This is a genomic window from Rhodococcus sp. KBS0724, from assembly GCF_005938745.2.
In the GTDB taxonomy this organism is placed as follows: domain Bacteria; phylum Actinomycetota; class Actinomycetes; order Mycobacteriales; family Mycobacteriaceae; genus Rhodococcus_F.
Window position 1 is genome coordinate 2,393,729 of the sequence record NZ_VCBX02000001.1, and the last position, 12,372, is coordinate 2,406,100.

A 12,372-nucleotide genomic window follows, 5' to 3' on the forward strand; every position below is an offset into this window, starting at 1 on the left:
TCTTCGGTGTTTTCTTCCCATCAAAAATTGGTGGTCATCGGAGTTCCGGGCAACCGTCGGGTGTCGGGATTTGTCGATGCAGTTACGGCAGCGGGATTGCCGGCGCCGCGGGTCCTGGGTTGGCGTCAGATTATCGGTCGAGACTACGGATTCGATGCCGGCGAGATTGTTCGAATCGATTCGCCCGGCGAAGATTCCGTGGTCGATCGATATCTTCGCGGGACGCACGAGTCGACCCGGGTTGAGGGCACGAGCACGTGGTATCGGCGATTCTCCACCGAGATTCGCGAGATTGCCGATCGAGCAGATCATGCTGGTGCTCGTGTTCTCGGTGACGCGGACGAGATTGCGGTGATGTTCGACAAACGTCGCTGCCATCGCCGTCTCGACGCTGCTGGGGTGCGTGTCCCCGCAGCGTTGGACACTGCGCCTGGCAGTTATGCCGAACTCGAGCAACTCGCAGCCGACGCACACATGTCGCGTGTGTTCGTCAAGCTGTCTCACGGCTCGTCGGCGTCGGGAGTGATTGCGCTGCAATGGGGTCCACGCGGGCAGGTTCGCGCCGTCACCTCGGTGGAAGTGGGTGCTGACGGTGCGCTGCACAACTCACTCCGAGTGCGCACGTATCGAACGACGGCAGCCGTCGCGTCAATCGTCGATCGACTCGCACTCGACGGACTTCACGTTGAAGCGTGGATACCCAAGGCGTCACTCGGCGGCCGGACCGCCGACGTTCGTGTGGTGGTTGTCGGAGGTGTCGCCACCCATGCGGTAGTGCGGACCAGTGCTTCTCCGATTACCAACCTGCATCTCGGCGGTACCCGCGGCGCACTTGCCGACGCGATGTCTGTTGCAGGCGAGAATTGGTCACAGCTCCTGGAATTGAGTGAGCGGGCAGCAGCGTGTTTTCCGGCAGCACCACACGTCGGAATCGACATCCTGCCCGGTGTCGGGTGGCGGCGCTTCACAGTAGGAGAGGTCAATGCGTTCGGAGATCTCCTGCCCGGGCTCACCGGTCTGCCCGGCGGCCCCGCCGAAGGTATGACTACGTATCAAGCGCAAGTTGATTCGCTACTGGAATCGGAAAACATGGAGTATGCCCGGTGAACAACCTCAATACGAGTCACCCCGACATGAATGAGGTCGTGGGGCAGGACGACATCCTGTTGCTCACGTTGGACACGCTCCGCTACGACGTTGCGTGCGAGTTGGCGGCGAGCGGGCGCATCCCGACGCTTGCGTCGTATCTGCCAGGGGGAGTGTGGGAGAAGCGGCACGCACCAGGAAGTTTCACGTACGCCTCTCATCAGGCGATCTTTGCGGGTTTCCTCCCAACGCCCGCCAGTCAGGGTCCACACCCACGATTGTTTGCCGCACGATTTGCGGGGAGTGAATCCACCGCAGACGGAACGTATGTGTTCGAGGGCCCCAATGTGGTGGACGGATTGCGAGCGGCCGGCTATCGCACCGTGTGTATCGGCGGGGTCGGGTTCTTCAACAAAGCGGCACCCCTCGGGTCGGTGATGCCCTCGATGTTCGACGAGAGTTATTGGGAATCGCGCTTCGGAGTGACGTCGCCGGAATCCTTCGAGGCGCAAGTCGAGTGCGCCGAGACGGTGGTCGCCGGTCTGGAACCGGACCAGAAGCTTTTCTTGTTCGTCAATGCCGCTGCGCTACATCAACCTAATTGGTTTCACCGTGCCGGCGCGAGTGCCGATTCGGGAGATACCCTTGACTCTCATGCTGCCGCACTCGAATACATCGACCGGCATATCGCAAAACTTCTGCAGGCCATGAGTTCACGGCGGCGCTGCTTTGCCATCGTCTGTTCCGATCACGGTACGGCGTACGGCGACGACGGCTGGACCGGGCACCGGCTAGGTCACGACAGCGTGTGGACGGTTCCCTATGCACACTTCTTCGTGGAAGGTCCACAACAATGAGTCTCGCAGTTGCGGTACGTCCGTACCAGAATTATGTTTATGCGTATCCGCACAAGACGGCATACCGGCCGCTTGATCCCCGGCCGTCGTTGCAGAAATTGTGGGCGCCAGAGCCGAAAAACGCACTGTCGCTGTACCTCCATATTCCGTTCTGCGAGGTTCGCTGCGGGTTCTGCAATTTGTTCACCCGTATCGGCGCACCGGGTGAGATGACCACCGCGTACCTCGACGCACTCGAGCGGCAAGCACGTGTTGTGTCGGATGCCGTCGGCGGCGGAACTCACTACGACGCAGTGGCCTTCGGTGGCGGCACCCCGACCTTTCTCGACGCCCCCGAACTCGACAAACTGTGCGACGTCGCGGAACTCCGCATGGGTGCCGATCTTTCATCCGTTCCGTTCTCAGTCGAGGCGTCACCGTCGACGGTAACCGCCGATCGGATGTCGGTGCTGGCCTCCCGCGGAACCACCCGTCTGAGTTTAGGAGTGCAGAGCTTTATCGACTCCGAGGCCAGGGCAGCGGCGCGTCCGCAGAAGCGGGCCGACGTCGACGCGGCGCTCGGGCGGATCCGGGACGCTCGAATTCCCGTGCTCAACATCGATCTCATCTACGGGATCGACGGTCAGACCGAGCAGACCTGGCGGCAGTCCCTCGATGCGGCGTTGGCGTGGGAACCAGAGGAGTTGTATCTGTATCCGCTCTACGTTCGGGCGCTCACAGGTCTGGGTAAGAAGGCAGCGGTCGCAGAATCCGATGCGGAGTGGGACGAGCGTCGTCTGCGCTTGTATCGGTTCGGCCGCGACTATCTCGAGCAGGCGGGATATCAGCAGGTCTCGATGCGCATGTTCCAGCGCAGCGGCGCGGTCATCGACGGGGCCACCGATTACGCGTGCCAGACCGACGGCATGATCGGATTGGGATGCGGCGCACGCTCGTACACGGCAAACCTTCACTATTCGTTCGACTACGCGGTCGACATGCGGGAAATCCGCGGGATCATCGACACGTTCATCGCCCGTCCGGCAGACGAGTTCGCTTACGCCGAAGTCGGTCGATTCATGACTCCTGACGAGACGCGTCGCAGGCACCTCGTCCAGTCGGTGCTTCAGGCCGAAGGAATGGATGTAGCCGACTATCGCGCGCGGTTCGGAACACACCCTGCCGACGACTTTCCGGACGAATTGAATGGTTTCGAGGCAGCGGGTTGGTTGGCGGGTGACCTGCAATCCGATCGACTGATGCTCTCGCCGGAAGGTTTGGCGTACTCCGACGCTATCGGTCCGGCGTTATTCTCGGCGAGTGTTCGACGGGACATGTCGGAGTACGAGGCCAAATGAACCCCTCGCTGTCGATTCTCTACCGTGGTCCGTTGGCGAGTTGTAATTACGACTGCCCGTACTGCCCGTTTGCGAAGCGCCGTGACCCGCCGGCTGAATTACGAGCGGACAGAGCATCGTTGGAGCGGTTTGCCACCTGGGTCACCGAGCAGACCGATCGACAGTTGTCCGTGCTGTTCACGCCCTGGGGGGAGGCGTTGGTGCGGTCCTGGTATCGCCGCACTCTCGCGGAGCTGAGCTGGTTGCCACACGTCGAACGGGTTGCGATCCAAACCAATCTCAGCGCTCGCACCACGTGGCTTGCCGACGCCGACCCGTCGACGCTGGCGCTGTGGTGCACATTTCATCCGGGACAGATCTCGCTCGAGCGATTCCTTGCAAAATGCGGGGAACTCGACCGAGGCGGCATCCGCTATTCGGTGGGGGTCGTCGGATTCCCGGAGCATCTCGATCTGGCCCGCGAGCTGCGGCAGAAACTGTCTGAGAACATCTATCTGTGGGTGAATGCAGCCGAGGGACGGGTGTATTCGGACGCCGAAGCGCAGTTGTGGACCGAACTCGATCCGCTTTTCCCGTTCAGCCGACACCCGCATCCGAGCGTCGGAAAGGCCTGCAGAACCGGAGAATCCGTCATCTCTGTCGACGGAGACGGCACCATTCGGCGGTGCCACTTTGTTCCCGAGGAGATCGGAAATCTGTACGACGGCAGTCTCGACACAACGCTGACCGCCCGAGACTGTCCAAAAGCGCTGTGTGACTGTCACATCGGCTACGTGCATCTCGAATCGCTCCCGCTCTACGACGCCTTTGCCGGCGGAGTGCTCGAGCGGATACCGGCCGTGCTGCCGAGTTCGCGAGTGAGCGGAGCGCTGCCCCTACACGTCGTGCGTTGAAACAGAAGATCCCCGGCCGCGCGATGTCAACGCTGCCGGGGATCTTCGCTAGCTCGTGCTACTTACGGGACGTACCGGACCGCGCCCTTGTCGGCAGACGTTGCCAGCGCAGCGTAAGCGCGCAGGGCTGTGGTGACGGTGCGCTGACGGTCAACCGGGTGCCACGGACGCTCCGAAGCTTCCATCTTGGCGCGGCGCTCAGCGAGCACGTCGTCGTCGACGAGGATCTCGAGCGTGCGCGACGCGACGTCGATGCGAACCTGATCGCCGTTCTGCACCAGACCGATAACTCCGCCGGCAGCAGCCTCGGGGGAGATGTGGCCGATGGACAGACCGGACGTGCCACCGGAGAAGCGGCCGTCGGTGATCAACGCGCATTCCTTGCCGAGGCCTGCGCCCTTGAGGAAAGCGGTGGGGTGCAGCATTTCCTGCATGCCCGGTCCGCCCTTGGGTCCTTCGTAGCGCACAACGAGGACGTCGCCGGCCTTGATCTTCTTCTGCAGGATCACCGAGACGGCTTCTTCCTGCGATTCGACGACCAGAGCCGGGCCCTGGAACGAGAACAGTTCCTCGTCGATGCCGGCCGTCTTGAGGATTGCGCCGTCGACGGCGATGTTGCCGCGCAGGACAACCAGGCCGCCTTCGACGGTGTAGGCGTTCGCGACGTCGCGGATGCAGCCGCCGGCCGCATCGGTGTCGAGGGCAGACCAACGGTTGTCCGTGGAGAACGGCTCGATGGTGCGCACGCCACCGGGAGCAGCGTGGAACAGTTCGATGGCCTCGTCGGTTGCTTTGCCGGAGCGGATGTCCCAGTCGTCTAGCCACTGGTCGAAGCTCTTGGTGTGCACGGTGGAGACGTCGGTCTCGAGGAGTCCGCCGCGACGAAGCTCACCGAGCAGCGCGGGGATTCCGCCGGCGCGGTGGACGTCTTCCATGTGGTAGTCCGAGTTGGGGGAGACCTTGGACAGGCACGGAACCTTACGGCTGATCGCGTCGATGGTGTCGAGGTCGAAATCGACCTCGCCTTCCTGCGCCGCAGCCAGTGTGTGCAGGACGGTGTTGGTGGAACCGCCCATGGCGACGTCGAGTGCCATCGCGTTGCGGAACGCTGCCGGGGTCGCGATGTTGCGCGGCAGAACCGACTCGTCGCCGTCGCGGTAGTACTTGAGGGCAGCTTCGACCACGGTGGTGCCTGCGCGGGAGAAGAGTGCGTGACGAGCCTTGTGAGTTGCCAGCGTGGAGCCGTTGCCCGGCAATGCGAGGCCGAGGGCTTCGGTGAGGCAGTTCATGGAGTTGGCCGTGAACATGCCCGAGCAGGATCCGCACGTCGGGCACGCGCTGCGCTCGACCTCGTCGAGGCCTTCTTCGGACACGGCGTCGTTCGCCGAGGCGGAAATCGCGGTGATGAGGTCGGTGGGGGCTTGCGCCACACCGCCGACGACCACTGCCTTACCGGCCTCCATCGGACCACCGGACACGAAGACCGTCGGGATGTTCAGACGCATCGCGGCGTTGAGCATGCCGGGAGTGATCTTGTCGCAGTTGGAGATACACACCAGTGCGTCGGCAGTGTGGGCGTTTGCCATGTACTCGACCGAGTCGGCGATGATCTCGCGGCTCGGGAGTGAGTAGAGCATTCCGCCGTGGCCCATGGCGATACCGTCGTCGACTGCGATGGTGTGGAACTCACGAGCGACGCCGCCGGCCTCACGAATGGCCTCGGCAACGATCTCGCCCACGTTCTTGAGATGCACGTGGCCGGGTACGAACTGGGTGTACGAGTTCGCTACGGCGACGATCGGCTTACCGAAGTCGGAATCCGTCATTCCTGTGGCGCGCCACAGGGATCGGGCTCCGGCAGCATTACGTCCGACGGTGGTGGTGCGTGACCTCAACGGGGGCATGGGCGTGTTCCTTATGTGATCGTTGCTGATCTACTTCTGCTGCGCGAACAACAGGGCTGTGTGCTCACGCGGCGAAAAGAATTGAAGCGAGGGCGATTCAACGCTACTCGCGTGCTACTTCTGTTCTGATTCGGGCTGGTCGTTCGACGGCTCGGATTCGGATTCCGGCTCAGGGGCGCGTTCGTTTGCGGACTGTTCGGCCCGTTCCGCTTCTTCGGCGTCGTAGGCTGCCGCCGCGGCAGCGTAGGGATCGGTGATGCGCCCTCCACTGGCGATCGCGATCTCGGGGAGCCGAACGAAGCTGACTGCGGGCAGCGTCACTTCCGTTCCGTCGGTGAGTTCGGCGCGGGCCCAGCTGCGCTTCGGGAAGCGGAAGCCCTTGACTTCGTCCCAGCTCAGTGTGCGGCTGGAGAACATCGAACGAACCTCGAGGCCGTCGGGGCTGACGGTGGTACGGACCCGGGCGACGAAGTAGACGGCGATGATCGGGAGGATCACCAACCAGCTCAATGCCGCGGGCCAGCCGAAGATCGGGAAGCTGACCGCGAAGAGCAGGAAGGCGCACGCCATGTAGGCGAGCTGCGAAATGCGGATGACGTGCCGAAGTGGTTTCGGCGTGTGGGATGATTGAACCGGTGGCACGGGCTGCTGCGAAGTTGACACCTCTACATCTTCGCATTGCAGCCGATGTATCTCAGATTCTGGGACGGTTGACTCACCAAGTTTGCCGTTCGCGACTAGCGCCTCTACTGTCGAGTGCGTGAAACAGAATGAGTTGCTCGTAATCGACTGGCGCGTCGTCGCCTGAGTCGATAATTTTCAACTCACCAGATAACGACGCGCCACCCTCGCTCAGCAGATGCTGACGGGGGTTTTTTGTTGCCCGGAGCCAAATCAGAGGATTTCCCAGTGAGCGCACCAACAGCACGGCCTCAACCCACGCCGCGCAAGTCAGGGACACCGAGCCCGACTACCGCGGCTGCCGCATCGCAGACGGCTACCCGTCGCCAGCTCCCCCCGGAGCGGGTAACGGGCGCGCAGTCTGTCGTTCGCGCCCTCGAAGAGCTCGACGTCGACACGGTATTCGGCATCCCCGGCGGTGCCGTGTTGCCTGTGTACGACCCGCTCTTCGATTCGGTCAAGGTCCGTCACGTACTTGTGCGCCACGAGCAGGGTGCCGGCCATGCCGCGACCGGCTACGCGCAGGCCACCGGCAAGGTCGGCGTCTGCATGGCTACCTCGGGTCCCGGTGCAACCAACCTGGTCACGCCGCTGGCCGACGCTCAGATGGACTCCGTTCCGATCGTGGCCATCACCGGCCAGGTCGGTCGTAGCCTCATCGGCACCGACGCGTTCCAGGAAGCCGACATCTCCGGCATCACCATGCCGGTCACCAAGCACAACTTCCTGATCACCGACGGCATCGACATCCCGCGCATCATGGCCGAGGCGTTCTACCTCGCCTCGAGCGGTCGTCCCGGCGCAGTCCTGGTCGATATCCCCAAGGACATCCTCCAGGCTCAGACCACGTTCTCGTGGCCGCCGGAGATGCGTCTGCCCGGATACCGTCCGGTCACCAAGCCGCACGGCAAGCAGGTCCGTGAAGCTGCGCGTTTGATCGCCGACGCCAAGTCTCCCGTCCTGTACGTCGGTGGCGGCGTCATCAAGTCCGACTCGTCGGCCGAGCTGCTCGAACTGGCCGAGCTGACGGGTATCCCCGTGGTCACCACGCTGATGGCCCGCGGCGCGTTTCCGGACAGCCACGACCTGAACTGCGGAATGCCCGGCATGCACGGCACCGTTGCCGCCGTTGCCGCGCTGCAGAGAAGTGATCTGTTGATCACACTCGGCGCCCGCTTCGACGACCGCGTCACCGGACAGCTGGATTCCTTTGCGCCCGACGCCAAGGTCATCCACGCCGACATCGACCCGGCCGAGATCGGCAAGAACCGCTACGCCGACGTCCCGATCGTGGGCGACTGCAAAGAGGTCATCACCGAACTCATCGAGGCCATCCGTGCCGACATGGCCACGGGCACCACGTTCGAACTCGCCGAATGGTGGGCGTACCTGAACGACATCCGTCGTACGTACCCGCTGAGCTACGACCGTCCGACCGACGGTCAGCTGAGCCCCGAGTTCGTCATCCAGTCCGTCGGCAAGCTCGCCGGACCGGACGCTATCTACTGCGCCGGCGTCGGTCAGCACCAGATGTGGGCCGCCCAGTTCGTCAGCTACGAGAAGCCGCGCACGTGGCTCAACTCGGGTGGACTCGGCACCATGGGCTACGCGGTTCCCGCTGCCATGGGCGCCAAGATGGGCATGCCCGACACCGAGGTGTGGGCCATCGACGGCGACGGCTGCTTCCAGATGACCAATCAGGAACTGGCCACCTGCGCACTCGAAGGTATCCCGATCAAGGTTGCCCTGATCAACAACGGCAACCTCGGCATGGTCCGTCAGTGGCAGACGCTCTTCTACGACGAGCGTTACTCGAACACCAACCTCGGAACGCACGGCGCCATCCGCATCCCGGATTTCGTGAAGCTCGCAGAAGCGTTGGGCTGCCACGGAATTCGCGTCGAGCGTGAAGAGGACGTCGAAGCTGCGATCCGTGAGGCGCAGTCCATCAACGACAAGCCTGTCGTGATCGACTTCATCGTTACTGCCGACGCACAGGTGTGGCCGATGGTCGCCGCGGGAACCAGCAACGACGAGATCATGGCGGCCCGGGGTATCCGGCCGCTGTTCGACGACGACGAGGCCGCAGCCGAGCCCGCCGTCATCCATGAAGCCATGTCGCGCGAGCAAGCCGGACCCGCCGCGGGCACAGGGGAGGACAAGCAGTGAGCACCACCCACACCCTCAGCGTGCTCGTCGAGGACAAGCCAGGCGTGCTCGCTCGCGTCTCCGCCCTGTTCTCCCGCCGAGGATTCAACATCGAATCCCTCGCAGTCGGCGGCACCGAGATCCCCGAGATCTCTCGAATGACCATCGTCGTCACGGTCGACGAGTTCCCCCTCGAGCAGGTGACGAAGCAGCTCAACAAGCTGATCAACGTCATCAAGATCGTCGAGCAAGACGGTGATGCTTCCGTCGCTCGCGAGCTTGTGCTCATCAAGGTGCGCGCAGATGCAAGCGTGCGCACCCAGGTCATCGAAACGGTGAACCTGTTCCGCGCCAAGGTAATCGACGTCTCCCCGGAGTCCGTCACCATCGAGGCGACCGGTACCCGGTCCAAGCTGGATGCACTGCTGCGGATGCTTGATCCGTACGGTATCCGGGAGATCGTTCAGTCCGGGGTCGTGGCAGTCGGTCGAGGGCCGAAGTCGATCACGGCCACCCGCTAGTACTTTAGACACGTAATAATCCAAGGAGAGGTTGAGAACTGTGGCAGTCGAGATGTTCTACGACGACGATGCCGATCTGTCGATCATTCAGGGCCGCAAGGTTGCTGTGATCGGCTACGGAAGCCAGGGCCACGCCCATTCGCTGAGCCTGCGCGACTCGGGTGTCGAGGTCCGCATCGGCCTCAAAGAGGGCTCCAAGTCCCGCGACAAGGCTGAAGAAGCCGGCCTGACGGTCGGTACGCCGGCAGAGGTTTCCGAGTGGGCCGACGTCATCATGGTGCTCGCACCGGACACCGCTCAGGCAAGCATTTTCACCAATGACATCGAGCCCAACCTCAAGGACGGCGACGCGCTGTTCTTCGGTCACGGCCTGAACATTCACTTCGACCTGATCAAGGCTCCGGAGTTCGTCACCGTCGGCATGGTTGCGCCCAAGGGCCCCGGCCACCTGGTGCGTCGTCAGTTCGTCGACGGCAAGGGTGTTCCCGCGCTCATCGCCATCGACCAGGACCCCAAGGGTGAAGGCCAGGCTCTCGCTCTGTCCTACGCGAAGGGCATCGGTGGAACGCGCGCAGGCGTCATCAAGACCACGTTCAAGGAAGAGACCGAGACGGACCTCTTCGGCGAGCAGGCTGTGCTCTGCGGTGGCACCGAGGAACTGGTCAAGACCGGTTTCGAGGTCATGGTCGAGGCCGGCTATGCACCCGAGATGGCGTACTTCGAGGTTCTGCACGAGCTCAAGCTCATCGTCGACCTCATGTACGAAGGCGGCATCGCCCGCATGAACTACTCGGTGTCCGACACCGCTGAGTTCGGCGGCTACCTGTCCGGCCCGCGCGTCATCGACGCCGGCACGAAGGAGCGCATGAAGGCGATCCTGGCCGACATCCAGTCCGGCGAGTTCACCCGTCGTCTGGTTGCCAACGTCGAGAACGGCAATACCGAACTCGAAGGTCTCCGCAAGGCTAACGCCGAGCACCCCATCGAGGTCACCGGCAAGAAGCTGCGCGACCTGATGAGCTGGGTCGATCGTCCGATCACCGAAACCGCGTAATTCGTAGTTTCAGCTTGTCTTCACTCCGGCCTGATGCCTGTTCCGGTCCAATTATCTTGGACTGGAGCGGCATTGGGCCGGAGGTCTTTGTCGGGCCGAACTGAGGTCCGACGCAATTCTCATTGAGAATTCGCCCGCAAAAGTGTCCACTATGTGGTATTGCCTACCGAGTTGTGGACGCCGAGACGGCGCGCACTAAACTACTGGGGGTTAAACCACCCCCACACCCACCTAATCAGGGAGTTTGCACGTGAGCCAGCCTGGCCGCCCCGTTGTTCTGATCGCAGACAAGCTCGCGCCATCCACAGTCGAGGCACTGGGCGACGGTGTGGAGGTGCGTTGGGTCGACGGACCCGACCGCGCTGCCCTGCTCGCAGCTGTGCCCGAGGCCGACGCGATTCTTGTTCGCTCCGCCACCACCGTCGACGCCGAGGTTCTGGCTGCAGGCACCAAGCTGAAGATCATCGGCCGCGCCGGTGTCGGCCTGGACAATGTCGAGATCCCCGCAGCCACCGAGCGCGGCGTGATGGTCGTCAATGCACCGACCTCCAACATTCACTCGGCAGCCGAGCACGCAGTTGCACTGCTCATGTCGACCGCTCGCCAGATCCCCGCCGCAGACAAGACCCTGCGCGAAAGCACCTGGAAGCGAAGCAAGTTCAACGGCGTCGAGATCCTCGGCAAGACCGTCGGCGTTGTCGGCCTCGGCCGCATCGGCCAGCTGTTCGCGCAGCGTCTCGCCGCTTTCGAAACCACCATCATCGCGTACGACCCCTACTTGCCTGCAGCTCGCGCAGCGCAGCTCGGCATCGAACTGGTCAGCATCGACGAGCTCGTCGAGCGTGCGGACTTCATCTCCGTGCACCTGCCCAAGACCAAGGAAACGGCCGGCCTGATCAACGCCGAGCGTCTTTCCCGCGCCAAGGACGGCGTCATCATCGTCAACGCCGCCCGCGGTGGCCTGATCGACGAAGACGCGCTGTACGACGCTCTGGTCTCCGGCAAGGTTCGCGGCGCCGGCCTCGACGTGTTCAGCACCGAACCGTGCACCGATTCCAAGCTCTTCGAGCTCGACAACGTCGTCGTCACCCCGCACCTCGGCGCATCGACGTCCGAAGCTCAGGACCGTGCAGGCATCGACGTCGCCAAGAGCGTTCTCCTGGCTCTGGCCGGCGATTTCGTTCCCGAGGCCGTCAACGTCTCCGGTGGCCCGGTCGGCGAAGAAGTTGCTCCGTGGCTCGAACTCGTCCGCAAGCTGGGTCTCCTCGCTGCGACGCTGTCTCCCGAAGCTGTTCAGACGGTTCAGGTTGTCGCCTCCGGTGAACTGTCCGCCGAAACCGTCGACATCCTCGGCCTCGCTGCCCTGCGCGGCGTGTTCTCCGCCAGCAGCGACGAGGCAGTCACGTTCGTCAACGCTCCGGCGCTCGCCGAGCAGCGCGGCGTCACTGTGTCCGTCGAAAAGCACTCCGAGGCACTCGCTCACCGCAGCGCCGTCGAGGTTCGCGCGGTTGCCGCTGACGGCACCGTCACGTCCGTCACGGGCGCACTCACCGGCCTGCAGCAGGTCGAGAAGATCGTCAGCATCAACGGCCGCAGCTTCGACCTGCGCGCCGAGGGCCACAACATCGTTGTTCACTACAACGATCGTCCGGGCGTTCTCGGTGTCCTCGGTACCGTCCTCGGTAACGCCGGCACCGACATCCTGGCAGCAGCATTGAGCCAGGACGCCGAAGGCGAAGGCGCAACGGCCATCCTGCGCGTCGACAAGGTTGTCGCCGACGCCGATGTCGAGGCAATCGTCTCGCAGCTCGACGCTCGCGTCGCCCAGGTCGACCTTTCCTGATTGTTTTCACTGTGCGCCTTTATTAACCGCCGGCGGTTAATAAAGGCG

Annotated in this window: 10 protein-coding genes; 8 read left to right on the plus strand and 2 right to left on the minus strand. The window is 63.2% G+C overall.

Translation table 11 applies throughout. The features are described 5' to 3' along the window. The first annotated feature begins 30 nt into the window (after nucleotides 1–30). The 4 genes from FFI94_RS11040 to FFI94_RS11055 are packed head-to-tail and all read left to right on the plus strand — an operon-like array spanning nucleotide 31 to nucleotide 4,173. The gene (locus FFI94_RS11040) at nucleotides 31–1,107 is read left to right on the plus strand and encodes an STM4014 family protein (protein WP_260683999.1); all 1,077 of its coding nucleotides are present in this window, start codon (nucleotides 31–33) and stop codon (nucleotides 1,105–1,107) included. Further along, complete coding sequence (locus FFI94_RS11045; protein ID WP_260684000.1) at nucleotides 1,104–1,943, plus strand: STM4013/SEN3800 family hydrolase; 840 nt, start codon at nucleotides 1,104–1,106, stop codon at nucleotides 1,941–1,943. Before FFI94_RS11040 ends, FFI94_RS11045 begins: the two co-directional genes overlap by 4 nt. After that, the gene (locus FFI94_RS11050) at nucleotides 1,940–3,280 is read left to right on the plus strand and encodes an STM4012 family radical SAM protein (RefSeq protein WP_138872980.1); all 1,341 of its coding nucleotides are present in this window, start codon (nucleotides 1,940–1,942) and stop codon (nucleotides 3,278–3,280) included. Before FFI94_RS11045 ends, FFI94_RS11050 begins: the two co-directional genes overlap by 4 nt. Next, entirely contained in the window at nucleotides 3,277–4,173 is an 897-nt protein-coding gene (locus FFI94_RS11055; protein WP_138872981.1) for an STM4011 family radical SAM protein, read from the plus strand. The genes FFI94_RS11050 and FFI94_RS11055 overlap by 4 nt, the downstream gene beginning before the upstream one ends. Nucleotides 4,174–4,235: 62 nt before the next feature. Here FFI94_RS11055 and ilvD read toward each other — a convergent pair whose 3' ends face one another. Next, nucleotides 4,236–6,077, minus strand: coding sequence for a dihydroxy-acid dehydratase (gene ilvD / locus FFI94_RS11060; protein ID WP_138872982.1), 1,842 nt, complete (start codon nucleotides 6,075–6,077; stop codon nucleotides 4,236–4,238). A gap of 114 nt (nucleotides 6,078–6,191) precedes the next feature. Next, complete coding sequence (locus FFI94_RS11065) at nucleotides 6,192–6,719, minus strand: PH domain-containing protein (RefSeq protein ID WP_138873728.1); 528 nt, start codon at nucleotides 6,717–6,719, stop codon at nucleotides 6,192–6,194. Nucleotides 6,720–6,986: 267 nt separating this feature from the next. Between FFI94_RS11065 and FFI94_RS11070 the strand changes: the two genes are divergently transcribed. From FFI94_RS11070 to serA, 4 genes are all read left to right on the plus strand, one after another. After that, nucleotides 6,987–8,927: an acetolactate synthase large subunit gene (locus FFI94_RS11070; protein ID WP_138872983.1), complete on the plus strand. Its 1,941-nt coding sequence runs from the start codon at nucleotides 6,987–6,989 to the stop codon at nucleotides 8,925–8,927. Beyond that, a complete protein-coding gene (gene ilvN / locus FFI94_RS11075) occupies nucleotides 8,924–9,427 on the plus strand; it encodes an acetolactate synthase small subunit (protein WP_033236588.1) in 504 nt (167 codons plus the stop codon). Before FFI94_RS11070 ends, ilvN begins: the two co-directional genes overlap by 4 nt. A gap of 52 nt (nucleotides 9,428–9,479) precedes the next feature. Next, nucleotides 9,480–10,481, plus strand: coding sequence for a ketol-acid reductoisomerase (gene ilvC, locus FFI94_RS11080; RefSeq protein ID WP_172937779.1), 1,002 nt, complete (start codon nucleotides 9,480–9,482; stop codon nucleotides 10,479–10,481). Between the two features lie 250 nt (nucleotides 10,482–10,731). Further along, nucleotides 10,732–12,324 (plus strand): phosphoglycerate dehydrogenase, encoded by a 1,593-nt coding sequence (serA, locus tag FFI94_RS11085; protein WP_138872984.1) that lies wholly within the window; start codon nucleotides 10,732–10,734, stop codon nucleotides 12,322–12,324. The last annotated feature ends 48 nt before the right edge of the window (nucleotides 12,325–12,372 follow it).